A 24,235-nucleotide genomic window follows, 5' to 3' on the forward strand; every position below is an offset into this window, starting at 1 on the left:
TCCTTGATTGCATTCGATTGGTTTGCATCCAAGGGTTAAGGTGGCATCTTTCGATGCAACCATCAGCCGCGAATAATTAGCGGCGATGGTCTTCGAAGGAGGGCAATCATGACAGAATTCGCAATGCATGGACACGGCGTCCGAGGCATGCACTGGGAGACGCTTCAGTCTCTGACCGGGCATGGGGATCCCGGCAAATTCGGGCGGATGTTTCCGAAGCTGGATCCGCTCAATGTCGACGACGATATCCTGATCGAACTCGCCCGCGCGATGAAGGAGCCGGGGGATCCGGGTAAAAACCCCGATCCCGCGGGAGACAACAGGAACATCCCGGCAGGCTTCACCTATTTCGGCCAATTCGTCGATCACGACATCACGCTCGACACGACGCCGCTCGATCAGCAGAAGGCTGATCCGCTGGCGACCAGGAATTTCAGAAGTCCGGCACTCGATCTCGATTCACTCTACGGGGACGGCCCGGGCATCCATCCCTATCTCTACCAGCGCGATCCGGTGAGTTTCAGGATCACCCCGAAGCTGCTGGTCGGGCATGCGGCGGAATCTCCCGACAACGTGCCGGGCAAGAAAATCCCGTCCCTGCCGAACGATCTGCCACGCAACCAGGTCGGCCACGCATTGATCTTCGACGAACGCAATGATGAAAACCTTCTGGTGGCGCAGACACACCTGCTGATGATCAAGTTCCACAATGCCGTCGTCGACTGGGTCAAGGAGCAGCAACCCGGTCTGGATGGAACCGCACTTTTCAAGGAGGCGCGGCGCATCGTCACCTGGCACTATCAGTGGATCGTGCTGTTCGACTTCATCGAAAGGCTGACCGAGCCGGGGCTCGTCCGCAAAATCAAAAATGCCGGCCGGCGTTACTACCGGTTCGTCGAGACGCCCTATATGCCCGCGGAGTTTGCGGCGGCGGCCTACCGTCTCGGCCATTCGATGGTGCGCGAGACATACAGCCACAATCACGTCTTCCATCCCGGCCCCGGCGCGATTGCCAATGGTACGCTTCCGCTGCTCTTCTTCTTCACCGGCAAGTCGGGCAAGATCGTCGGCGAACTAGATCCGGATCCTTCGGATTTCCCGCTCAATCCGCAGGTCGCCCTTCCGTCCAACTGGGCGATCGACTGGCGGCGGTTCTTCGATATCGAGGGAACCGACAATCCCGATTTTGCCTTCAACTTCTCGCGGCGGCTGGACCCGTTCATCACGCCTTCGCTTCATGCACTTCCCGGACTTCGGGAGGATCCGACCGAGACCGAGAAGCGCGAAGCCAATCTCGCCTTCCGCAACCTGAGGCGCGGCGTGCAGATCGGCCTGCCATCCGGCCAGGATGTCTGTCGGGCCATCGGTCTCGCGCCGATGACGCCGGAGCAGATCGCCAGGGGCGAGGATGGCGAAGTTGCGGAGCGGCACGGTCTGCACATCAAGACGCCGCTCTGGTACTACGTGCTCAAGGAGGCGCAGCACTACCACCAGGGCGAACGCCTGGGGCCGATGGCATCGACCATCGTCGCCGAGACGTTCCTCGGCCTCGTGCACGGGGACCACGAATCGTTCCTGTGGCTGCGTTCCAATTGGAAACCGGAGCTACCTGGGGCCACTGCCGGCCACTTCACCATGGCCGACCTGATACGCTTCGTGGGGGATATCAACCCGATCGGCTGAAATGGGGGACGACGGCTTGGCGGGTGACCGCCGAGCCTCTTACCGATCCAGATCGAGCGTGCCGCTACCCACCACGCCGGAGCAGCGGCAGCGGCCGCCGACGCGGCCCGGTTCGGCGTTGCAGACATAGGGACGACGGCGATCCATGCTCGGCGGCGGGGAGACGACGCAGACATAACGCTGCGGGCGGGGGCGATCCCTATCGCGGTCACGATCGCGATACCGGTCCCCCTCACGATATCGATCACGATCGTCGTCACGGCGGATGATGACGCCGTTCGGGCCGATGGTGACGGAGGGGCTCTGCGCGAGTTGCAGCGGCTGGCTCTGCAATGGGAATGCCAACGTCTCGGCCTGCGCCGGCGCTATTCCCAGAAGCAATACGAGCAAGCACGACCAGAAACGATACGACATTCTTTCCTCCCAGGTTATGGAGGCAATCTAGCGCTGAAGTTGCGTCAAAAGAAGACGGGAGCAGAGTTTCCCACGGGACACCGTTAACGCCGCATGAAAGCCTCGAAGGCGGCTCGCGCCTCGGCGCTTTTGAGCTGGGCGGAAAAATGCACCAGTTCCTCATCCATGCGGGCGAGCACCGCGTCGCGCGGGCCGCGCACCAGGTCGCGGGCGATCTTCAGGGCCTGCGGCGGCTTCTTCGCAAGGCTTACGGCAAGCGCCAGCGTCTCCGCCTCCACCGTCTCGGGCTCGACGATCTTCCAGATCAGTCCGGCATCGAGCGCGGCCGCCGCCGAAAAACCCTCGCCCGCCACCAGCATGGCAAAGGCGCGCTGGTGACCGATAACCTTCGGCGCCAGCAGGCTGGAGGCGGCTTCCGGCACCAGCGCCAGATCGACGAAGGGCGTCTTGAACAGGCTGCGGGCGGAAGCGACCGTGAGATCGCAATGCATGTTCAGGGTGGTGCCGATACCGATCGCCAGGCCATCGACACCGGATACCAGCGGTTTTTCGGCCAGCGCCAGCGCCTTGATGAAGACGGCGGCGGCCGGCGCCTCCTTCGATCCGGACATCGCATAGACCAGGAAATCGCCCATGTCGTTGCCGGCGGAGAAGCAACCTTCGGTGCCCAAGAAGGCGACGGCGCGGATGGCGTCATCGCCGTTGGCCTCTTCGAGCGCCGCGGTCATACGGTTGTACATGGCCGAGGTGATGGCGTTCTTCTTTTCCGGCCGGTTGAAGCGGATGACCATGACGCCGGGCCGGGCCTCAGGACGCTCGACGAGGACGTGGTTGTCGCTCACGGATATCTCCTTCAGGCCAGGATGGCGCGGGCAGCTTCAAGGCTCGCGGCGCCCGAGATGACCCGGTCCTTCAGGGCCGATGTTTCGGCCAGCAGGTTTTCGGCCATGAAGCGGCATAGCGCGACGCGCTTTTCCGGGCCGCCATTGTCGATGACGACAAGCGCGCCCTTGGCGAGGTAACAGCCGGTCAGCACCAGGCCGAACAGGCGCTGATAGGGCGTCGCGCCGGCAAGCGCATCGGCGATCCTGCCGGCGGCTTGCGTTTCCAGCAGCCAGCCGGTGGCGGTTTCGAGTGCGGCGATGGCGGCGCGCAGACGGTCGCCCGTCTCGCCGAATGCCGTATCGTTGGAGGCCGAGACCTTGTCGGCGATCTCCTTCAGCTCCCCGATGAAGCCGCGCACCTGGTCGCCGGCGGAGAGCGGCAGCTTGCGGGTCACGAGGTCGATCGCCTGGATGCCGTTTGTGCCCTCGTAGATCGGCGCGATGCGGGCGTCGCGCAGATAACGGGCTGCGCCCGTCTCCTCGATGAAGCCCATGCCGCCATGCACCTGGATACCGAGCGACGCGACGTCGACGCCGGCGTCGGTCGCGAAGGATTTGGCGATGGGCGTGAGAAGCGCTGCCCGTTCGGTCCAGTGGCGGGCCTCGTCGCCTTCGGTGTGATGCGACATATCGGTCGCGTGGGCGCAGGCGTAGCAGATGGCGCGAGCGCCTTGCGTCAGGGCCTTCATGGTGATCAGGGTGCGGGCGATGTCCGGATGGTCGATGATCGGGCTCATGCCCTCCCCCGACCAGCCGGGCGCCTTGCCCTGGGTGCGTTCCTTGGCAAAGGCGACCGCCTTCTGGGTTGCGGCTTCGGCAATCGCCACGCCCTGCATGCCGACCGCCAGGCGCGCATTGTTCATCATCGTGAACATGCAGGCGAGGCCCTTGTTCTCCTCGCCGATCAGCCAGCCGATCGCGCCCTTGTCATCCTCGTTGCCGGGAGAGAACTTGCCGTCGCCATAGATCATCGTGCAGGTGGGTGAACCGTGGATGCCGAGCTTGTGTTCGATCGAATGGCAGAAGACGTCGTTGCGGGCTTCCAGCGAACCGTCATCACCCACCAGGAATTTGGGGACCAGGAAAAGCGAGATGCCGCGGGTGCCGGCAGGCGCGTCGGGAAGCCGCGCCAGCACGAGATGGATGATGTTGTCGGCGGCGTCGTGTTCACCCCAGGTGATGAAGATCTTCTGGCCGAAAATGCGGTAGGTGCCGTCGTCGCTGCGCTCGGCGCGGGTCTTCAGGACACCGAGATCGGAGCCGGCATGCGGCTCGGTCAGGTTCATGGTGCCGGTCCATTCGCCGGACACCATCTTTGCGAGGTATTTTTCCTTGAGCGCATCGCTGCCGTGGACGACCAGCGCCTCGATGGCGCCCATGGTCAGCGTCGGGGCAAGCGCGAAGGCCATGGAGGCGGAATTCCACATTTCGAGCGCGGCGACGTTGAGCATATGCGGCAGGTTCTGTCCGCCATAGGCTTCCGGCGCGGTCAGGCCGTTCCAGCCACCCTCCCGCCAGTGACGATAGAGTTCCGGCCAGCCGTCCGGCGTTTTTACCTTGCCATCTGCGAGACGGGCACCTTGCGTATCGCCGATCTCGCCGAGCGGCGCCATCTCGTTGCCGGCAAACCGTCCTGCCTCCTCCAGGATCGCCTCGACCAGATCGGCGCTCAGATCACCGAACCTGCCGACCTCAAGGGCGTCCGAGAGGCCCGCCACATGGTTCAGGGTGAAGGCGATCTCCTCGACTGGTGCCTTGTACATGATGCTCCTCCTCGCGGACGCAGTTGCCACTGCCACAACTTAACCGATTCTGCTCCGTCGGCATTCCTCACATGCTTTTTACGTAAACGTAAATGCGATTGTCAATGTTCAGGCCAAGCCAAAGAACACGGCAAGCGACCGGTTGACGGCCACAAATATCTCATCCTCGATCGAGCCGAAGACCTTCCCTATCTTTTCCCGCTTCAGGGTTCTTTTAGACAATGTTGTTGAAACCAGCGTTACACAAGAGGTCTATGGAGTGATGCCTATGCTTTCGGATTCCTCGCCCATGTCCCTCATGAACCCCGCTGTCCCAGGCCTCGTCTGGGCCTATCGCTTCCATCCGGGATCGGCGCCCTGTACCCGGTTGCCGCTCGATGCGGCGCGCAGCGATCTCGAGATCGCAGACGGCTTCCTGTGGCTGCATCTCAACCTCGCTGACAGCCGCGTCAACGCCTTCCTGGAGAACTTTCCAGGCTTGACACCGCCGGCCATCGCCGCACTCACCACCCACGACACGCACGCGGCCGTGACGCTCGACGAACAGCTCGTCTACGGCACGCTGGTCGATTTCCAGCGGGAATTCGACAGCGAGACACGCAATATCGGCTGGCTGCATTTTTTCGTCTCGGACAGGATCATCATCACCACCCGCCTGCAGCCCCTGCGTTCGATCGACCGGGTGCGGGCTGCGATCGAAAAGAACGCCTCGCGCTACATGAAGCCGATCGACGTGTTCGAGACCCTGGTCGCGGAATTCCAGCGCACGCTGATCGCGCTGGTGATGGAGCTGACCGAAGAGATGAACATCATCGAGGATTTCGTCTACGACAATACGCCCCGCGACGAGAGGCGCAGGCTTGCGCCGATCAGGCGAACGGTGGTCAGGCTTCACCGGCACCTGAGGACGGTGCTGACGCTGCTGCGGCGCGCCGCGGCGACCGACGACGATGAGATGCTGCCCGGCTTCGACGACGCCGCCGCGCGGTTGATCGGTCGCCTGGAGGCGGCGGACCACGATGTCTACGCGCTACAGGAACGAGCCCGACTGCTGCACGAGGAAATCGACTCGAAGCTCTCCTCCGAAACCAACCGGCACCTCTACATCCTGTCGCTGATGACCGCCTTCCTGCTGCCGCCGACATTGGTTACCGGCTTTTTCGGAATGAACACCTCGTCGTTACCCTTCGAGGGGAATTCCGGCGGGACGGCCTATGCCTTCGGCCTGATCGGCGTTTCGGTGCTGGCCGCCTGGTGGCTGTTGAAGCGCACCGGAATTCTCTGACCGCTGAACAAATGAAAACCCGCCCGGGCTCGATACCGGACGGGTGGGATAGTGATTATCGGACGCTTAGAAATAAGGCGAGTAGCACGTCTGGCGCGGGCCGTAGTTCGGCTGGAACGAGTTCGAATAGGCGTCGTAGGAGCGGTAACGGTCGGCGCACCATTCGTAATGGCGCGGATTGATATCGTCGCCGCCGCCATAGGCCGGAGCGGGCTCGACATAACGCGGCTGAGCGGCGATGGCGCCGCCGATCAGGGCGCCGGCACCGAATGCTGCCAGCGGGAACCAATAGCCGTTATGGCGGCGATAACCCGGACGGTAGTCGCGATAACCGCGATGCCCACGATACCAGCCGCCGCCATGGCGGCGGTACTGCACGAGGGTGACGCCGGTATTGGCGTCCGTTTCGACGCCGGCGGCCGGAGCGGACGGCAGCGGCATCGCCTGAGCCGGCATCAGAGAGCCGGCGAGAACGGCAACGGAGATGCCCGCAACCGCGATGTTCTTCAAAAGAGTCATGTTAAGTCCCCAGATCCCTTGTCCATGTTTCAATTTTGCCAGGCAATATTTCAATATGCAGCGTATTTTCAGTTTCGCCGCAACCTTAGGAAGTTCATCCTGAATGCGCAATTAACGTGCCCCGCCACGCAGCAAGCCCGGTCGCGGCATATCCGCGACCGGGCTTGGCGTCGAGATGACCAATGCCTGCTTACCTGTAAGGCGAGATGCAGCGTGCCCGCACGCCGGCGCGCGGCGCATAGGTATCGTCCCAGGCCCGGTAGCTGCGATAGCGGCTTTCACACCAGGCGACGTGACGGCTCGAATAACCGCCGCGGTCTGCCTGTATGGCACCACCGATGATGGCACCGGCACCGAAGGCGGCGAGCGGGAACCAGAACCCGTTGTAATAACGGTAGCCGGGCCGGCGATCGCGATAACCGCGATGGCCGCGATACCAGCCATAGCGGTCACGCCGGAAGTCGCGACGATACTGGACATTGGTGATATCGCCGGCGGCCGAAATGCCTGACGGGGCAGCCGGCATCTGAATGGCCTGTACAGGGACGACACCGGCGAAAATCGTCGCAACGGCAACCGCCGCGGCGGTCAGGCGCAAACGAAGAGCATTCATCTTGAGCGTTTCCTCATTCTGATTTTCAATCAGAAAACAACGCCGGATCTCAGATTCCGTTCCTGGCAGGGCAGCCCGGTGCCGATCACGACTTGGCGATCAGGCGACGATCGAGAGTTGCGCCTGGTCGCCCTGCAGCCGGTTGACCATGAAGTTCGAATACCATTCGACGAACTGCATGACGCCGCCCTCGTGGAGCGGCGAATAGGGACCCGGCTCATAGGCCGGCGAGCGAATGCCGAAGGCATTTTCCTCGACGATCTGGCGGTCCTGGTCGTTGGTCATGTTCCAGACATGCGTCAGCTCTTCGAGATTGTAGTCGACACCCTCGACCGCATCCTTGTGAACCAGCCATTTGGTGGTGACCGCCGTTTCCTCCGGCCCAAGCGGGGTGACGCGGAACGAGATCGCGTGGTCGCCGAGAATGTGGTTCCAGCTGCTCGGATAATGGAAGAGCAGCATGGTGCCGATCGAATTGATCGTCACGTCGTCGGAGAGTTGGCGCTGCACGGCGTTGCGGCCGGTCATCGTATAGCTCTCGGCATCCTCGATCAGCGGCATGCGCGCGACGCGGAACTGGCCGGTCTCGTCCATGCGGAACTCGCTCGGCAGACCGGCCTCCTCGCAGCGCTGCCAATGGGCGGCGATGACCGGATCGTCCTTGGCGCCCTGGACGCCGGTCGCGGTCGGCGATTCCGGATAGGTGCGGCAGAGCTCCGGGTGGTTGGCGGCGCAATGGTAACATTCGCGGTTGTTTTCCCAGACGAGCTTCCAGTTGCCCTTCTCGATGATCGTCGACTGGTGCGCGACCTTGGCTTCAGACAGGCGGTGCGGGGCCATATAGGGTTCGATCGCTGCGCGAACCGGGGCGAAATCCGGGGCTTCGTTGGCAAGGCAGATGAAGATATAGCCGGCGACGCTCTCGCAATGGACCTTCTTCATGCTGAACTGGGCCTTGTCGAAATCCTGCCCCATCTGGCGGCCGACCAGAAGCGAGCCGTCCAGCTCGTAGGTCCATTGATGGTAGGGACAGACGAGCCGCACCGCCGAGCCGTGCTCCTTGGTGCAGACGCGGCTACCGCGGTGGCGGCAGGTATTGTGGAGTGCCCGGATCTGGTTGTCGCGGCCACGCACGACGACGACCGGGTAATCGCCGATCTGCAGGGTGAAATAGGCTCCGGCCTTGGGCAGCTCGCAATCATGTCCGACGAACAGCCAGTCGCGATACCAGATCATGTCCAGATCGAGCTTGAAATAGGCGGGATCGGTATAGAAGGGCTGTTCGAGGCTGAAGCCTTCGCGGCGGTTCTTGAGCTGCCGCAGGGCCTGATTGCGAATTTCCATATCATCTTCCTCGTCAATGTGGACAGCGGAAGGACATGGAAATGCCGGCCGGCCCTAAAGCCCGCGCAACACCCTGTCCCGAACGCCCGCCGCGTCCGGTCTTCATTTTTGTCCCGAGGCTGGTTTCCGGGCTGAGGAGCTTGTCCCTTGGGGGACAGGCTCGGCGCCTTCCCGGGCGGCCCTTGCGGCTCTTTCCCAGTGGCTCATGCCGTGCCTTGTTGCTCCACCACCGTTGCGGGGGCAGCGCCGGATTAGGGTTTCTAAAGCCCCCTGCCGGCTTCCCAATTCTCCGCCTTCCCTAGTCAGGCGGCACCTCAAGATCGAGGCGGATATAATCATCGAGCGAGCGTGTCGCATAGGCGACATTGCGACATCGGCAACCGTGTTGGCGACAGCGGCGAAACGGCCCAGAATGCAACACTCCAGCCCCGCGAAAGCGAAACCTGTCATTAAGGGATAAGCCATAAAATCCCGGCTCGAATGGGAGCGATGCCATCGTGCAGGCCAAGGGAAAGATCCGTTATTACAAAGCCCCGCCACCAACGCCTCCGGCGCCGGTGGTGGTAAAGACTGCCTCCCATTCCGAATTCCTCCGGACAGGGCGCATCGCCCGCTACAATCCGATCTGGCTGCCGGAAGAGCGTCGCTATCTCACCCATAGCGAAGTCGCCGAGCGCACGGGCAAAAGGCTCGAGGCCGCCGGGGAAACGAGCCACAACCGGATCAACTCCTTCCACCGCTCGATCAAGTTTCCGAAGATCATCTTTCACCACACGCTCGATGAGCGGCCGCATCTGGGCTATTGCCACGTCACGGCGGCAAGAACGTTTCTTCCGCGCGGCGTCCCGGTGAGCTGGTCGTTCTATATCGCCAACTTCTTCTCCAAGATCGGCGAGGAAGAAACCTTCTTCGAGCATATCAGCCCGGCCTACTCACGCATGTATTTTGCCGTCGCTGTCGAACGCGAGGCAGGCCAGCCGCTGCAGATCAACCGCACGATCCGCAAGAACGGCCTTTTGTTCCAGACCAACGATCCGATGGAAGCCATCAAGAACGTCCTGATGCTCGGCACGTCCAACGAAATGCTTCGCGAGATCATCAAAAAGCTTTGAAGACGCCCCGGGCCGCGTTATTGACGAGCGGATATGACGGCTCAAATCATCGACATCACCCGGGATCATGACGGCGCGCTTGCCCAAGCCTGCACCGTCCTTGCGGATGGACTTCCCGTGGCGATCCCGACCGAGACCGTCTACGGACTTGCGGCCGACGCCACCAATCCCACCGCGATCACCCGCATTTACGAGACCAAGGGCCGGCCGCGCTTCAACCCGCTGATCTGCCATATGTCGGATCTCGACATGGCCGAGCGCTATGCCGTCTTCGATCCGATCTCGCGCAGGCTTGCCGGAGCCTTCTGGCCGGGTCCCCTCACCCTGATCCTTCCCCTGAGACCGGAAAGCGGCATTCATGCGCTGGCGACGGCCGGGCTCGATACGGTCGGCATCCGGCTTCCCAAGGGCTTCGCTTCCGAACTCATCCGCGCCTTCGGCAAGCCGCTCGCGGCCCCCAGCGCCAATACGTCCGGCAAGGTGAGCCCGACCAGCGCGGCCCACGTCGCCGACGACCTGGGCGACAAGCTGCCGTTGATCATCGACGGCGGTGCGGCTCCGGTCGGCGTGGAATCGACCATCGTTCGCGTCGAGGATGGTGTGATCAGGCTGCTGCGGCCGGGCGGGGTAGCCGCGGAAGAGATCGAGAAGGTGACCGGTCTTGCGGTGATCCGGCTGGAGGGACCGGCGGCGATCATCGAGGCTCCCGGCATGCTGGCCTCTCATTATGCGCCGGGTGCTGCGGTCAGGCTCAACGCCGACCATGTCGAGGCGGGCGAAGCATTGATCCGGCTCGGTTCGGCCCCGGTAAAGGGAATGGAGCTCGCCGCAGCGGTTTTTGACCTGAGCCCGTCCGGCGACCTTGCGCAGGCGGCGGCAAACCTGTTCGATTACCTGAAACGCGCCGACGCCACCGGCGCCGCCAGCATCGCCGTCACGCCCATTCCCGACCACGGGCTCGGCGAGGCGATCAACGACCGGCTGGCGAGGGCGGCCGCCCCGCGGGAATAAGCCGGGGGCAAAAGAGGAGGAGACGCTGATGGACATTTCCGGGCCGCAACCAGAACTTCTCGACCGCTTCGCCGCGATCGTCGGCGAAAATCACGTGCTGCGCGATGCCAGCGATCTTGCGCCGCATCTCGTCGAGGGCCGTGGGCTCTACAAGGGTTCTTCGCCGATGCTCCTGAAGCCCGGCTCGGTCGAGGAAGTGTCAGCGATCCTGAAACTTGCGAGCGAAACCGGCACACCGATCGTGCCGCAAACCGGCAATACCGGCCTCGTCGGGGGGCAGACGCCACGCGCCGGTGGCAGCGACCTGATCGTCTCGCTCGAACGGATGAACCGCATCCGAGACGTCGATCCGGTCGCAAACGTGCTGGTCGCCGATGCCGGCGCCATCCTTGCGGACGTGCAGAAGGCGGCGGAAGCCGTCGATCGGCTGTTTCCGCTGTCGCTTGGCTCCGAAGGGTCCTGCCGCATCGGAGGCAACCTCTCCACCAATGCCGGCGGCACAGCGGTACTCGCCTACGGCAATACCCGCCAGCTCTGCCTCGGGCTCGAAGTGGTGCTGCCGACCGGCGAGATCTGGAACGGCCTGCGCCGGCTCAAGAAGGACAATACCGGCTACGACCTGCGCGACCTGTTCATCGGCGCGGAAGGCACGCTCGGCATCATCACCGGCGCGGTGCTGAAACTTTTCCCCCAACCGGTCGGGCATCAGGTCGCACTTGCAGGCCTCAACTCGCCGGCGGATGCGCTAAAACTCTTCGAGCAGGCCTCGAACCTCTGCGGCACGGCGCTGACCGGTTTCGAGCTGATGCCGCGCATCGGCATCGAATTCGTGACCCGGCATATCGAGGGCGTGCGCGATCCGCTCTCCGAGCCGCATCCGTGGTACGCGCTGATCGACATTTCGACCTCGGATTCCGCCGAGACAGCCGAGTCCATGGTGCAATCGCTGCTCGAACAGGGCTTTGAGGCGGGCCTCATCCGTGACGCCGTGATCGCCTCCTCCGTCGCCCAGCAGAAGGCGCTCTGGCATATGCGCGAAAGCATGTCGGACGCCCAGAAACCGGAGGGCGGTTCGATCAAGCACGACGTGTCGGTGCCCGTCTCGAAAATCCCGAGCTTCATGGCAGAAGCCGAGCAGGCGGTGCTGGCGGCCATGCCGGGCGCCCGGGTGTGCGCCTTCGGCCATCTTGGCGACGGCAACATCCACTACAACATCTCGCAGCCTCTCAGCGCCGACATGGCCGCCGACAAGGCGGCCTTCATCGGCCGCTGGCGGGAAATCAACGCGATCGTCCACGGCATCGTGCTCGCCGCCGGCGGTTCGATTTCGGCCGAACACGGCATCGGCCAGTTGAAGCGCGACGAACTCGCCCATATCCGCTCGCCGATCGAGATGGACCTGATGCGGCGCATCAAGCTGGCGTTCGATCCGGCCGGCATCATGAACCCCGGCAAGGTGGTGGCCATTCCATGAGCCAACCGTCGAAGACCACGATCCGGATCGACCTCGACAACGGCGTGCGGCTTGGTCCGGGCAAGGCGCAGCTCCTGGAACTGATTGCTGAACACGGCTCGATCCGGGCGGCGGGCGCCTCGATCGGCATGTCCTACCGGCGGGCATGGCTGCTTGGCGACGAAATCAACCGGATGTTCAAGGAGCCGTCGATCTTTACCCGCCATGGCGGGAAAAGCGGCGGGGGTGCGGGTCTGACCGCATTCGGCCAGGAACTGCTGTCCCGCTACCGGCGGATGGAAAAGGCAAGCCGCGACGCGATGCGCGCAGACCTCGACTGGCTGGAATCGAATACCGATCCGAGCTTCGAAACGGCCGACAAGAGCGACGACACCTGACGGGATCGCCCGCCCTCAGCTCATCCTGATCTGGGACAATGCCCATAGAGTATCCGGGCTGATGCCTGCCGAGCCGCCGCCGCTCAGAATGCTCGCCGGCGATGCCGTAACGGGGCTGTTTTCCAGATCGTACATGATCGTGAAACGCTGCACCAATTTCCTCACCTTTTCGGGATCGGCGAGGTCTTCGAGGTTCAGCTTTTTCTCCACTATCTTGGCCTGCTGGTCGACATCCATGTTGCCGATTTCGGCGGGCAGGCTGAAGGTGACGCGGAAGAATTCCATCAGCGCCTCGTCGCCGAGGATCACGTAAGGGTCGGTGATGCTGTCGGACATGCGCTCGAAATACAGCGCCAACCGGACACCGGGGTTTTCCTCGCCCTGCTGGGTTTCGAGCATCTGGCGGACGTAAAGATCCTGGGTCGCCACGACCTCGCCGCCGTTCTGGGCCTCGCCTGCCGAGCTGCGGTCGATCTCGCCGTTGGAATCGAAATTGAAGGTACCGACGATCTGCGCAAACCGCTTGTCCGTCTGGGTATTCACGAAGCTCTTGGGATCGGCGGGATCCGAATTGAAGGCCTGCTTCAGGAAGTCATCGGTGACCGTCGAAGGGTCTATTCCCTTGGACATCAGCAGGATGTCGAGCGCCTTGCGGTCGGCGAGCAGTTCGTCGCGGCTGCCGATCCGCTGCATCGCGTCGGTATAATATTTCGCCTCGGTCTGGGCTTTCTCCCTGGCCGCCTTGAGTTCATCGCCTTCCATGAACCGGCTTTGGCGCAGGATATAGTCCTTGGCAACGTTGGTGATCGCCGCATTGGACTGGAGCAGCACCTGCCGGGTGACGGCCCCTTTGGTGTCGAAGTTGAAAAACTTGGCGAGCGAGAGGAAGCGTTCGTCCTTCAGCTTGTAAATATAGCTGTTCGGATCGGAAAGATCGCTTTTCAGGGCATTTTTGATCGTCAGTTTCGAAACGGTCGCCGGGTCTAGCCCGACCGCTTCCAGCGCGAAAACCAAGGAGTCTTCGGCGTCCGAGCTCAGGAGATCGTCGAGCGTCTTCACGGCTGTGAGGTCGAGTTTGTAGAACTTGATGGTCTTTTGGAGATCCTCTTCCTGCTTGTCGTCCCAGCGGCTCATATAATTGCTGCGGGTGGAGCTGGTCTGCAATTCATCCTGGGCCTGGCCGGCGGCGACGGTGCCATCGGTATTGAAATTGAAGGCCTTCGCCAGCTCCAGATATTCCGGATTGGTAGCCCCGAAGCGGTTCGCATAGCTGTCGGGGTCGGAGAGATCGCTCGTCAGGATCTGCTCGATCGTCGATTTCACGACCGTGGCCTTGTCGAGATTGAAGGCGACCCGGATATACTTGAGAAGTCGCGGGTCGTCTATCAAGTCGCTGACATTGTCCGCCGTCTTGAGCTCCTGCTCGAAGAGCTCCTGGTTGAACATCGCCTCGGCATGGGTGACACGGGTCTGCTTGTTGAAGAAGCCGCCGACGATTTCCAGCAGCTTTTCCGGCGTGACCGCGCCGCCTGCCGGCACCGAGCCGTCCGCGTTGAAGTTAAAATCCTCGGCCAGCGATTTCATCAGGCCGAGATAGGGCGCATCGGACGCTCCGGCGGCGATAAGCTTTGCAAGTTCGGCGCGCCGCTCGGCCGTCTGGGCGAGCGGCACCAGCCGGCCATCCAGCTCCGTATAGCGTGTCTGTGACGTGGCAAGAGTGTCCTGGTCCTTCTGGATCGCCTCTACCGTCTTGGTCAGCTCCACCTGCATAGCGTCGATCTCGGCCTGGAGGGTCGCCGGGCCGCCATTGTTCAACTCATCCTGCTTGGCGGCGATCTGGGTTTCGAGATCGGTCTTCTTCTGCTGGCCAAGCGTGATCGAGTCCTGCAGAGCGGGAATGCCGGTGCTGAGGCTCAGCCGCTCGGCCAGCTCGCTGTCCTCGGTTTTCATCGCATTATGCTGGTCGAGAGTGTTGCCGTAGGCTGTGTTATAGAAGCTGGTCGGGTCGGCAGGATCGCTGACCAGCACGCCGCGGATCGCATTGTAATTGTAGTATTTCGTATCGATGCCATAGGCGGTGAACAGGTAGTCGCGGAGCCTCGGATTGGCCAGCAGCTGATCGACATTGGTGATATTGCCGGTCTCGCCCAGCATCACCTTGAAATAACGGGTGTCGGCCTCGAGCGTATCGTTCTGGGCGGCGATCGTCTGGTCATAGGTATCGAAGAGTTCCTCCATCTGCCCATTGGACTGGGCGGCGGCCCCTTCTCCGTTGGAAACGCCGAAATTGAAGGCTGCGGCGATATTCTGGTAGCGATCGTCGGTCAGGCGGTTCGCAAAACTGTTGTCGTCGCTGAGATCGCTTTCCAGCACCTGCTTCATGAACGCCTTGGCGTAGATCATGTCATCCAGGCCATGCGCCTGCATCGCATAGGAATAGAGCCGATAGTTGTCGAGGAATTCGTCGACCGTTTTTATCTTGCCGATATTTTCCTGGTAGTACTTCGTATCGTTGACGACCATCGTCTGCCCAGCGATGGTTTTGAGGCTTTTCTGCATGTCGCGATTGACAAGATCGAAGGTGAGATAGGTCGATACCACGGAAAGGCCCCACGAGTCGGAATGATGCTGCCGCAATCATCGCAACCTAGCCTTGCCCGGGGCTTTTCTGGGCGTTCCGGCGTCACGCCGGGATTGTCCCAGGCCTGCACAGGAATGCCGCGATTCACCTTCCGGAAACCCAAAAGCGTGCCCTTTCGCTAACCATCCAGGCAGGCAAGGCTTCTTTAACCGCTATTTTTAAGCAGTCTCGAACATGGCCCGCCCTATGCTTTGGCTATCAGAGGACAAAAGTCCCGTAGAGAAACCGGCAACGGCTCTCAGGTAAAACAAGGGTAGCATATCGATGACCAACACTGTTCTGAAGCCCGTCTGGGCAGGGTCGACATTCAGGCTCGATCCGTCTCGTTTCCCGCAGCAGGTTACCTATGCGCTGCGCGAGACATCAGGAGATGTCTCCATCACCATCGACGAACGCGGCGCTGTGCTGCGCAAGATCCTTCCCGCAAGCGGCCTGCCGCTCTCCTTCGCCCTGCCCGCCCGCGCCTTCAAAGGGGTTGCGGCCCGCGCCATAGACCATGGCGACGGCGAAGTGACGGTCACACTCGAACTGCATCACGACGATCCGGATCTGTGCATCCCGCTGCTCGTCGCCCACGACCTCTGCGACATCGCCGCCGACTGGCGGAGCTGGTCGGACGCCTACCGCATTCCGATGCTGATGGTGGAAGCCGACGGCATCGCCCGGCCGCTGGAAAACCATATCGGCGACGTGCGCACCAGCGCCGTCAGGCAGCGCCGCCGTCACTCCTATTTCGCGGCCCGTCGTCCGCGCTTCCTGGTCCGCCGCGCCACCGGCAGCCTCGGTGTGACGATGAAGATCGAAGGCAAGGAGATTATCGCGCGCCGGTAGGGCTTTGCTTGTCCCTTTGTCCACCGCCCGCGCGATAAGGTGGGAGAGAGCCCGATCCTCAAGCGGTCGGGCTTTTTCCATTAAAGGGCGAGCGACAGGAGGAGGCCGGCAAACAGGATCGCGCCGACGCGGTTGTTGGACTTGAAAAGCCGCAGGCACTGGTCGGCATTGTCGATGTCGAGGACCAGAACCTGCCAGCCGAACATCAGCGCTGCGGCGAGAAGCCCGAGATAGGCAAGGAACCCGACGCCCGCCGATCCGAAAGCGAGCAACAGGAAGACCAGCGTCAGCCCATAGAGGCCGATCAGCCAGGGCTTGGTATTGTCGCCGAACAGACGGGCGGTCGAGCGTACCCCGATCAGTTCGTCGTCCTCCTTGTCCTGATGGGCATAGATCGTGTCGTATCCGATCGTCCAGGCGATGGCGGCCACGTAGAGCCAGATAGCGGCCCAGGAGAGGCTGCCGAACGTGGCAGCCCAGCCCATCAGCGCGCCCCAGGAAAAGGCGAGGCCGAGGAAAAATTGCGGCCAGTCGGTAAACCGCTTGGCGAACGGATAGATCGCCACGACTGCCAGCGACAGGATGCCGAGCAGGATGGCGAAAGCGTTGAACTGGATGAGGACGAGCAGGCCGACCAACGCCTGCACGGCGATGAAGACCTTCGCCTCGAAGCGGGAGACGCGGCCGGAAGGCAGCGGCCGCGAGCGGGTGCGCGCCACTTCCATGTCGATGTCATGATCGACGAGATCGTTATAGGTGCAGCCGGCGCCGCGCATGGCGACCGAGCCCAAGAAGAACAGCATGAGGTGGAAAAGCAGGAGGCCGAGGGAAAACGCGCCCTCGTCCCTGGCAGCATTCGCCGCCAGCGCCGCGGACCAGAAACACGGCCACATCAGAAGCTGCCAACCGATCGGCCGGTCCCACCTTGCAAGCTGCGCATAGGGCCAGGCCGGCCGCGGCAGAACGCGGTAGACCCAGTTGTCGGATGGAGCGTCGGCCACGCGGCCGCTGAAATCGTCGGCGTTCGTCATGGCCGGTTCTAGCGCCGGCCGAACATCGCGGTCAAGCCGGCGCTTTGTCGCCCTTCGGAGGCGGAAAGCCCCACGGCTTCCGTCGTGAGCACGCTCACGCCTTACGGCGTGGAAGAGCCACGCTTTAGGGCAGCGAGAAGCCGAATTTGTAGCTTGCCGACATGCCGAACATCAGCTGGTTTTTCGAACCGCGTTCGCGCACGAGACTGCTGTCGGCGACATCGCCGGTCAGCCGCTTGTATTCGGCGAACGAGGTGAGTTCGAGTTTCTCGGTCGCCTTCCAGGTCAGCGCCGCACCGACGCCAACCGAATGCAAGCCGCCGCCGGGGTCGTAGGCGGAGAGGCCGGATGCCGCCGACTGAGCCGGCGTGACCTTGTAATACGCATCGTTGTAGCCGTTGCTCGCCCAGGTCGCGCGCGGACCGCCCGATAGCCGGAGGTCCGGCTGGAGATCCGTGAAAGCGTCGACCGAGACGTCTGCAACTATGCCGTCGTGGCTGCGGATGCCCTGCCGGATTTCGGCACGGGCGCGGATCCAATCGGTCGGATAGATATCGACGAAGCCGCCGAGTTCGCCGCCGAGCTTGACGTTCTTCAGGCCCTTCAGGTCGTCGGACGTATCGCCGTCGCGCGGCATGATCAGCTTGGCCGCCACGCCGGCGCGGATTGAACCCTGGTCGATCAGCGCGAAGGAGATGCTGTCGTTGCGGGACGAGAAGCGTGCCTGTTTGGCGTTCTGGCGGCCGAGCGAGATGATCGGCGAAAACTGCAGGCTGCGACCGTTGTCGCCTTCGAATTTCGGCGCGACGAAACCGGCGCCGCCGAGCGTCAGGTACCAGTCGCCGGACCAGAAACCTTCCTGAGCCGCGGCGCTGCCGGAAGAAACAATCGAAAAGATGGAAATGAAAAGAGCAGCCCGAAGAGGCAAGGACATGGCGACGGATCCTGAAAACGCAAAACAGAACAGAGATCCCACTGGGGATTTCTGTTCTATTATCGCATTTCCATTGCCAGCTTGTTAACCACGCGAAAGCTTACACCGCGACCTTGTCGAGCGGGATGCGGCTCTGTTCGAAGGCCCTGAGTTCCGCTTCGCGCTCGTAGATGTAGTCGCGGTTATCGGGCACGGCGGTGCGTTTCTTGACGATCTGCATCTGGAAGATGAAGAAGCTCTCATGGGTGAAGGCCATTTCCGAACCGGCCAGGTAGAATTCCCACATGCGCACGAAACGTTCGTCGTAAAGCGCCGCCGCCTTGTCCTTGTTGGCTATGAAGCGCTCGCGCCAGTGCCGTAGCGTGTGGGCGTAATGCATCGGCAGGATTTCGATGTCGGAGACAAGCAGGCCCGCCTGCTCGATCGCCGGCATCACTTCCGAGATCGCCGGGATATAACCGCCGGGGAAGATGTATTTCTCGATCCAGGGATTGTTGATCAGAGCCGGATAAGGCTGGCCGATCGAATGCAGCACCATGACGCCGTCATCGGCGAGCACGTCGTTCACCTTGCCGAAGAATTTTGGATAATTCAGCCGGCCGACATGCTCGAACATGCCGACGGACACGATGCGGTCGTAACGCTTGTCCGGCGGCAGGTAATAATAGTCCTGCAGCTCGAAGCGAACGCTGTTGGCAAGACCGCGCTTGGCCGCGCGTTGGTTCGAAATCTTGAGCTGCGCGGTCGAGAGCGTGATGCCGGTCACGTCGACGCCGGAGGATTCCGACAGATACATGGCCATGCCGCCCCAGCCGGAACCGATCTCCAGCGCCTTCTGGCCGGGCTCGGCAAGGAGCTTGGCGACGATATGGCGCTTCTTGGCGATCTGCGCCTCGTCGAGCGAAATGCCCGGCGGATTGAAATAGGCACAGGAATATTGCCAGTCTTCGTCAAGGAAGAGCGAGAACAGCTTTTCGTTGAGATCGTAATGATGGGCGACGTTGCGCCGATTGTGGTTGATCGGCACACGGTTGCGGAACTGGGAAACCAGCACGCGGGCGATGCCGCGCCAGATCATGCCGAAGGTCAGGCCTTCGCTGAGCGTATTATCCTTGATCAGGGCCAGGAACTCGTAGATGTCGCCGTCATCGATGACGATACGGCCATCCATGTAGAGCTCGCCGAGCTTCAAGGGAGGATCAGCCACCAGTTCACGTTCGGCGGCTTCGTCGATAAACCGTATCGAAACGGATCGTCCGCCGCCGCCGCCGTAACGTTGCTCACCTCCTGAGCCGCGCACGATTAAAGTTCCGGTCTTGATGATTCTGCTGAGAAGATTGTGAAGGGACGAGGCCACGGACCCACCTCCAATAATACTAAGGATGCCTTACTAATCCAAAATCTAGTCGTTCTTGTGCGAGTTTCAAGCACATTGCCGCCATGAAAATGACATAAAAAAACAGGCCGTCAAACCTTTGTCTGACGACCCGCACGCTGTGATTGATATTTTTCCGAAGCCCGCGAAACTTACCTGCGTTTTAAAGCTTCTGCGAGTGCCGCACCGAAAGCGCCCTGCGATGCGTTTTTTTCGGTTTTCATCATTTTAGGATTGACCGGCCTGGAGTCGCGATCGGCGCCGCGTGGAGCGGGCGCCGCTTCGCCGCCGTCCTTGCGCATGGTCAGCGCTATCCTCTTGCGCTTCACATCGACCTCGACGACGCGGACCTTGACCACGTCGCCGGCCTTCACGACCTCATGCGGATCCTTGATGAAGCGGTCGGCGAGCTGCGAAACATGGACCAACCCGTCCTGGTGCACGCCGATATCAACGAAAGCGCCGAAGGCGGCCACATTGGTGACCGTGCCTTCGAGCATCATGCCCGGCTTCAGGTCGGTGATCTCGTCCACGCCGTCGGCGAAGGTAGCGGTCTTGAAGCTCGGGCGAGGGTCGCGGCCGGGCTTTTCCAGCTCGGCGATGATGTCCTTGACGGTCGGCAGGCCGAAGGTCTCGTCGATGAACCGCTTCGGGTCGAGCGCCTTCAAGGCTGCGCTGTCCCCCATCAGCGAGCGCAGGTCGCGACCGCAGGCAGCGACGATCTTCTTGGCGACGCCATAGGCTTCCGGATGGACCGCCGAAGCATCGAGCGGCTCCTTGCCGTTCGGAATGCGCAGGAAGCCGGCCGCCTGTTCGAAGGTGCGGTTGCCGAGGCGGGCGACCTTCAGGAGGTCCCTGCGGCTCGAAAATGCACCATTCTGGTCGCGGTGGGCGACGATTGCCTCGGCAATCGAGCGGCTGAGGCCTGAGACACGGGCGAGCAGCGGCGCGGACGCCATGTTCAAATCGACGCCGACGGCGTTCACCGCATCCTCGACCACCGCATCGAGCGAACGGGAGAGTTTTCCCTGATCAACATCGTGCTGATACTGGCCGACGCCGATCGATTTCGGTTCGATCTTGACCAGTTCCGCCAGCGGATCCTGCAGGCGGCGGGCGATGGAGACGGCGCCGCGCAACGACACATCGAGACCGGGGAATTCGAGAGCGGCGGTTTCGGACGCCGAATAGACCGAAGCGCCGGCTTCCGAGACGATGACCTTGGTCGGCTTCGCTCCCGAGGGAAGCGCCGGCATGTTCGCCAGCATGTCGGCGACCAGTTTTTCCGTCTCGCGGCTGCCGGTGCCGTTGCCGATGGCGATCAGCTCGACATTGTGTTTGCGGATCAGCGACGCGAGCTCGGCCTGGGTGCCGCGGATGTCGTTCTTCGGCGGGAACGGGTAGACGGTCGTGGTTTCCAGCAGCTTGCCGGTGGCATCGACGATCGCCACCTTGACGCCGGTGCGGATGCCCGGGTCGAGCCCCATCGTGGGGCGGGAACCGGCGGGTGCGGCAAGCAACAGGTCCTTGAGGTTGCGGGCGAACACATGGATCGCCTCCTCCTCGGCGCGCTCGCGAAGTTCGCGCATCAGGTCCAGCGACAGCGAGACCGAGAGCTTGACCCGCCAGGTCCAGCCGGCGGCTTCCATCAGCCAGCGGTCGGCGGCGCCCCGGTCACGGATGTCGAAGGCGAGCGCGATGATGCGCTGGGCGGGTTTTACCGGTGACGGGTCGTCTTGATCGACCTCGATCGTCAGCGTCAGGAACTCCTCGTTCCAGCCGCGCAGCATGGCGAGCGCGCGGTGGCCGGGAGCCGTCGCCCAGCGCTCGGAATGATCGAAGTAGTCGGAGAATTTTGCGCCGGCCTCCTGCTTGCCGTCGACCACCTTGGCCTTCAGCGTCGCGCCATTGCGCATATGCTGGCGCAACCGGCCAAGCAGGTCAGCATTTTCGGAGAACGTCTCGGCGACGATATCGCGGGCGCCTTCGAGCGCTGCCTTCACGTCTGCGACTTCATCCTTGATATAGGCTTCGGCCAGCTTCGCCGGATCGGCGCTGCGGTCGGCCCAGATCGCTTCGGCGAGGGGGCCGAGGCCGCGCTCGCGGGCGATCTCGGCGCGGGTGCGGCGCTTCGGCTTATAGGGGAGATAAAGATCCTCCAGTTCGGCCTTTGTCGTCGCCTTGCCAATCTTTGCGGCAAGCTCGTCGGTCATCTTGCCCTGCGAATTGATCGAATCGACGATGGTCGAGCGGCGTGCCTCTAGCTCGCGCAGATAGACCAGGCGTTCCGACAGGTTGCGGAGCTGCGTGTCGTCCAGGCCGCCGGTCACTTCCTTGCGGTAGCGCGCGATGAACGGCACGGTCGCGCCTTCGTCGATCAGCCCGATCGCGGCGGCGGCCTGTTCGGGGCGGGCATTGATTTCCGCGGCAATCGCGGCGGCAAGGAAACGGAGATCGGCGGCCATGGGCGTCCTCGTTCAAATGGGAGGCGCGACCATAGTCGAAGTTTGTGGCAAGGCAACGTGGCGATTGGCGGTTCCACAATTTGCTTCAGGCGAACCGTGCCGGAACGAAACACCGGGTGACCGATTGCTAACCAAGGCCCTGTGGAAAAGAATGAACGCACTCTCACCTCCGGCGAGAGGCAACTAAAACCCATGCCGCCGCATGATGCGGCCGAATGGAGAAACGAATGCCCAAAAATGCCGCCAGGATTCTGGCATTTGACACGGCGGTTGCCAGTGAAGAGCTCGAGGCTGCCATTTCCTATCTCGAACAGAAGCTGAACGATGCGTCTCTTCGGAACGAACCGGTGCCTTTCCTCGCTTACCGGAACAGGGTGATCTTCCAGACGACACTGGACATCCGACGTGGCGCCAAGAACCGGCGCGGTGAATTCTGACCTTTATCGAACGCAACGGCCTCCCATCGAAACGCCATGATGGCCACAAGATGGGAGGCCACCTGAGTCTTGGGCCTTGACCTTTGCCTCCCCTCCCCTTAACCGCCGCGCAAGGCCAAGGTTTTCAGCGCAGGCGAGGGCAGGACATGAAGGTTCTCTTGATCGGTTCGGGTGGACGCGAGCACGCGCTCGCCTGGAAACTCGCCCAGTCCGCGAAACTCGGCAAACTCTACGCCGCCCCCGGCAATCCCGGCATCGCCGATCATGCCGAACTCGTATCGCTCGATATCGACGACCACGCCGCCGTCGCGGCCTTCTGCCTCGACAAGGCGATCGACCTCGTCGTCGTTGGGCCGGAAGCGCCGCTGGTGGCCGGGCTTGCGGACCATCTCCGCGCCAAGGGCATTGCGACCTTCGGTCCTTCCGCAGCCGCAGCCCAGCTCGAAGGCTCGAAGGGTTTCACCAAGGACCTCTGCGCCCGCTACGATATCCCGACCGGCGCCTATCGCCGCTTCACCGATGCGGCCGAGGCCAAGGCCTATGTGCGCGAACAGGGTGCACCGATCGTCGTGAAGGCGGACGGGCTTGCCGCCGGCAAGGGCGTCACCGTCGCCATGGTGCTCGACGAGGCACTTGCGGCGATCGACGACTGCTTCGACGGCGCCTTCGGATCGGCCGGTACCGAAGTGGTGGTGGAGGCCTATCTCGACGGCGAGGAAGCGAGCTTCTTCTGCCTGTCCGACGGCAAGACGGCGCTGGCGCTGGCGACAGCCCAGGACCACAAGCGGGTCGGCGACGGCGATACCGGCCCGAATACCGGCGGCATGGGCGCCTATTCGCCCGCTCCGGTAATGACGCCGGACATGGTCGCGCGCACCATGAAGGAGATCATCGAGCCGACCATCCGCGGCATGGCCGAAAGTGGGCATCCCTTTACCGGGGTGTTCTTCGCGGGCCTGATGATCACCGCCAAGGGTCCGGAACTGATCGAATACAATGTCCGTTTCGGCGATCCCGAATGCCAGGTGCTGATGATGCGGCTGAAGAGCGACCTGCTCGACCTGCTGCATGCGGCAGCGACCGAGACGCTCGACCAGGTTTCCGCTGAGTGGAGCGACGACGTGGCGCTGACCGTGGTGATGGCCTCCAAGGGTTATCCGGGCGCCTATGACAAGGGTACCCCGATCGCCCACTTGCCGGAGGATGCTGCCGGCGGGAAGATCTTCCACGCCGGGACGGCTCTCAAGGACGGCCAACTCGTCGCAACCGGCGGCCGCGTGCTGAACGTTACGGCGACAGCCGGGACCGTCGCGGATGCGCAGGCGCGCGCCTACAAGCTCGTGGACCAGGTCGAATGGGAAAACGGCTTCTGCCGCCGTGATATCGGCTGGCAGGCGGTAGCACGCGAAAAGAGCTGAGTGTCGGAAACGCCAAGTTCATTCAAAATTTACCGATTATCCAGACGGGATGGAAACGAAGCGGCGGTAAACATTGGGGACCTCAAGAAGGATTCCCGATCATGCGTCTCGTTCTGGCTACAGCTCTGGTGTTTGCAAGCGGTTCCGCTTTCGCGTCGTCGATCACGGTGATCAACAGCGCGCACCAGCCAGGCGTCAGTATCGTCACCAAGACCTGCGCAGGCTGCCCGGTCGCCGTGGCGCCGCAATCCGACGAGGCGGCCTATAAGGTTCCCGATCTGCCGGCAGGCACCCAGAAGACGGAAATCATCGAGATCAACGGTCAGAAGAAGCTGGCGCGCACCGAAGCCTGGCTCGGCGGCTCGCCGGTGGTCCATGTCAGCAAGCTGCCCCAATGGATGGCCGAGGAAAAGGCGATCGCCGAGCTTCACCCGACGACCAACGGCTCGACCCAGACGCAGATCGTCGCCGCCGAAGCACCGAGTGACGGCATCGATACCGACGCCATGACCAGTGCCGTGAAGACAATCGGTGACGCGTCGGTCGGAATTGCCGAGGCTTCGCTCGCGCCGAAGCCGCTGGCCCTCGACATGTTCGAGCTGCGTACCAATCGGTACTAAGTTT

21 protein-coding genes and 1 riboswitch are annotated in these 24,235 nt (G+C 62.4%); of the genes, 10 read left to right on the forward strand and 11 right to left on the reverse strand.

Going from position 1 to position 24,235, the window contains the following annotated elements; translation table 11 throughout:
• Nucleotides 1-108 precede the first annotated feature (108 nt).
• Nucleotides 109-1,683 (forward strand): peroxidase family protein, encoded by a 1,575-nt coding sequence (locus ABCW43_RS07170; RefSeq protein WP_345922746.1) that lies wholly within the window; start codon nucleotides 109-111, stop codon nucleotides 1,681-1,683.
• A 39-nt stretch (nucleotides 1,684-1,722) separates the two neighbouring features.
• Here ABCW43_RS07170 and ABCW43_RS07175 read toward each other — a convergent pair whose 3' ends face one another.
• The 3 genes from ABCW43_RS07175 to ABCW43_RS07185 all read right to left on the reverse strand — a co-directional run bounded on the left by ABCW43_RS07175 (nucleotide 1,723) and on the right by ABCW43_RS07185 (nucleotide 4,744).
• Complete coding sequence (locus ABCW43_RS07175; protein WP_345922747.1) at nucleotides 1,723-2,097, reverse strand: hypothetical protein; 375 nt, start codon at nucleotides 2,095-2,097, stop codon at nucleotides 1,723-1,725.
• An 83-nt stretch (nucleotides 2,098-2,180) separates the two neighbouring features.
• Nucleotides 2,181-2,939 carry a crotonase/enoyl-CoA hydratase family protein gene (locus ABCW43_RS07180; RefSeq protein ID WP_345922748.1) on the reverse strand — a complete coding sequence of 253 codons (759 nt, stop codon included), beginning with the start codon at nucleotides 2,937-2,939 and terminating at the stop codon, nucleotides 2,181-2,183.
• 11 nt (nucleotides 2,940-2,950) lie between these two features.
• Nucleotides 2,951-4,744, reverse strand: coding sequence for an acyl-CoA dehydrogenase (locus tag ABCW43_RS07185; RefSeq protein WP_345922749.1), 1,794 nt, complete (start codon nucleotides 4,742-4,744; stop codon nucleotides 2,951-2,953).
• Nucleotides 4,745-5,033: 289 nt separating this feature from the next.
• On the opposite strand from ABCW43_RS07185, the gene ABCW43_RS07190 reads away from it, so the two are divergent.
• A complete protein-coding gene (locus ABCW43_RS07190) occupies nucleotides 5,034-6,029 on the forward strand; it encodes a transporter (protein WP_345922750.1) in 996 nt (331 codons plus the stop codon).
• Nucleotides 6,030-6,095: 66 nt separating this feature from the next.
• Here ABCW43_RS07190 and ABCW43_RS07195 read toward each other — a convergent pair whose 3' ends face one another.
• From ABCW43_RS07195 to ABCW43_RS07205, 3 genes are all read right to left on the reverse strand, one after another.
• Nucleotides 6,096-6,548, reverse strand: a complete 453-nt coding sequence (locus ABCW43_RS07195) for a BA14K family protein (protein WP_345922751.1) — start codon at nucleotides 6,546-6,548, stop codon at nucleotides 6,096-6,098.
• A gap of 190 nt (nucleotides 6,549-6,738) precedes the next feature.
• Complete coding sequence (locus ABCW43_RS07200) at nucleotides 6,739-7,161, reverse strand: BA14K family protein (RefSeq protein ID WP_345922752.1); 423 nt, start codon at nucleotides 7,159-7,161, stop codon at nucleotides 6,739-6,741.
• Between the two features lie 99 nt (nucleotides 7,162-7,260).
• Nucleotides 7,261-8,505: an aromatic ring-hydroxylating oxygenase subunit alpha gene (locus tag ABCW43_RS07205; protein ID WP_345922753.1), complete on the reverse strand. Its 1,245-nt coding sequence runs from the start codon at nucleotides 8,503-8,505 to the stop codon at nucleotides 7,261-7,263.
• Nucleotides 8,506-8,605: 100 nt separating this feature from the next.
• Nucleotides 8,606-8,837, reverse strand: a riboswitch (cobalamin riboswitch).
• Nucleotides 8,838-9,002: 165 nt separating this feature from the next.
• Between ABCW43_RS07205 and ABCW43_RS07210 the strand changes: the two genes are divergently transcribed.
• Genes ABCW43_RS07210 through ABCW43_RS07225 form a run of 4 tightly spaced genes read left to right on the forward strand, consistent with a single transcriptional unit; the run spans nucleotide 9,003 to nucleotide 12,479 of the window.
• A complete protein-coding gene (locus ABCW43_RS07210; protein ID WP_345922754.1) occupies nucleotides 9,003-9,617 on the forward strand; it encodes a DUF6656 family protein in 615 nt (204 codons plus the stop codon).
• Between the two features lie 33 nt (nucleotides 9,618-9,650).
• Nucleotides 9,651-10,628 (forward strand): L-threonylcarbamoyladenylate synthase, encoded by a 978-nt coding sequence (locus tag ABCW43_RS07215; RefSeq protein ID WP_345922755.1) that lies wholly within the window; start codon nucleotides 9,651-9,653, stop codon nucleotides 10,626-10,628.
• Nucleotides 10,629-10,656: 28 nt separating this feature from the next.
• The gene (locus ABCW43_RS07220; protein WP_345922756.1) at nucleotides 10,657-12,102 is read left to right on the forward strand and encodes an FAD-binding oxidoreductase; all 1,446 of its coding nucleotides are present in this window, start codon (nucleotides 10,657-10,659) and stop codon (nucleotides 12,100-12,102) included.
• Complete coding sequence (locus ABCW43_RS07225) at nucleotides 12,099-12,479, forward strand: winged helix-turn-helix domain-containing protein (RefSeq protein WP_345922757.1); 381 nt, start codon at nucleotides 12,099-12,101, stop codon at nucleotides 12,477-12,479. The genes ABCW43_RS07220 and ABCW43_RS07225 overlap by 4 nt, the downstream gene beginning before the upstream one ends.
• A 15-nt stretch (nucleotides 12,480-12,494) precedes the next feature.
• Here ABCW43_RS07225 and ABCW43_RS07230 read toward each other — a convergent pair whose 3' ends face one another.
• Nucleotides 12,495-15,080 (reverse strand): DUF1217 domain-containing protein, encoded by a 2,586-nt coding sequence (locus ABCW43_RS07230; RefSeq protein WP_345922758.1) that lies wholly within the window; start codon nucleotides 15,078-15,080, stop codon nucleotides 12,495-12,497.
• A 304-nt stretch (nucleotides 15,081-15,384) separates the two neighbouring features.
• On the opposite strand from ABCW43_RS07230, the gene ABCW43_RS07235 reads away from it, so the two are divergent.
• The gene (locus ABCW43_RS07235) at nucleotides 15,385-15,951 is read left to right on the forward strand and encodes a DUF6101 family protein (protein ID WP_345922759.1); all 567 of its coding nucleotides are present in this window, start codon (nucleotides 15,385-15,387) and stop codon (nucleotides 15,949-15,951) included.
• An 80-nt stretch (nucleotides 15,952-16,031) separates the two neighbouring features.
• Here the strand turns inward: ABCW43_RS07235 and ubiA are convergent, their stop codons facing one another.
• From ubiA to ABCW43_RS07255, 4 genes are all read right to left on the reverse strand, one after another.
• The gene (gene ubiA / locus ABCW43_RS07240) at nucleotides 16,032-16,982 is read right to left on the reverse strand and encodes a 4-hydroxybenzoate octaprenyltransferase (protein ID WP_345922760.1); all 951 of its coding nucleotides are present in this window, start codon (nucleotides 16,980-16,982) and stop codon (nucleotides 16,032-16,034) included.
• A gap of 124 nt (nucleotides 16,983-17,106) precedes the next feature.
• Nucleotides 17,107-17,916: a MipA/OmpV family protein gene (locus tag ABCW43_RS07245; protein ID WP_345922761.1), complete on the reverse strand. Its 810-nt coding sequence runs from the start codon at nucleotides 17,914-17,916 to the stop codon at nucleotides 17,107-17,109.
• Nucleotides 17,917-18,016: 100 nt separating this feature from the next.
• A complete protein-coding gene (locus ABCW43_RS07250) occupies nucleotides 18,017-19,273 on the reverse strand; it encodes a cyclopropane fatty acid synthase (protein WP_345922762.1) in 1,257 nt (418 codons plus the stop codon).
• Between the two features lie 170 nt (nucleotides 19,274-19,443).
• Nucleotides 19,444-21,756: a Tex family protein gene (locus ABCW43_RS07255; protein WP_345922763.1), complete on the reverse strand. Its 2,313-nt coding sequence runs from the start codon at nucleotides 21,754-21,756 to the stop codon at nucleotides 19,444-19,446.
• Between the two features lie 227 nt (nucleotides 21,757-21,983).
• Between ABCW43_RS07255 and ABCW43_RS07260 the strand changes: the two genes are divergently transcribed.
• From ABCW43_RS07260 to ABCW43_RS07270, 3 genes are all read left to right on the forward strand, one after another.
• On the forward strand, nucleotides 21,984-22,193 hold the full coding sequence (locus tag ABCW43_RS07260; protein WP_105402038.1) for a hypothetical protein: 210 nt from the start codon (nucleotides 21,984-21,986) through the stop codon (nucleotides 22,191-22,193).
• 146 nt (nucleotides 22,194-22,339) lie between these two features.
• Nucleotides 22,340-23,611 carry a phosphoribosylamine--glycine ligase gene (gene purD / locus ABCW43_RS07265; RefSeq protein WP_345922764.1) on the forward strand — a complete coding sequence of 424 codons (1,272 nt, stop codon included), beginning with the start codon at nucleotides 22,340-22,342 and terminating at the stop codon, nucleotides 23,609-23,611.
• 101 nt (nucleotides 23,612-23,712) lie between these two features.
• Nucleotides 23,713-24,231 carry a plant virulence effector HPE1-like domain-containing protein gene (locus tag ABCW43_RS07270; protein WP_345922765.1) on the forward strand — a complete coding sequence of 173 codons (519 nt, stop codon included), beginning with the start codon at nucleotides 23,713-23,715 and terminating at the stop codon, nucleotides 24,229-24,231.
• Nucleotides 24,232-24,235 lie beyond the last annotated feature (4 nt).

This window comes from Neorhizobium tunisiense, assembly GCF_039631515.1.
Taxonomy (GTDB): Bacteria; Pseudomonadota; Alphaproteobacteria; order Rhizobiales; family Rhizobiaceae; genus Neorhizobium.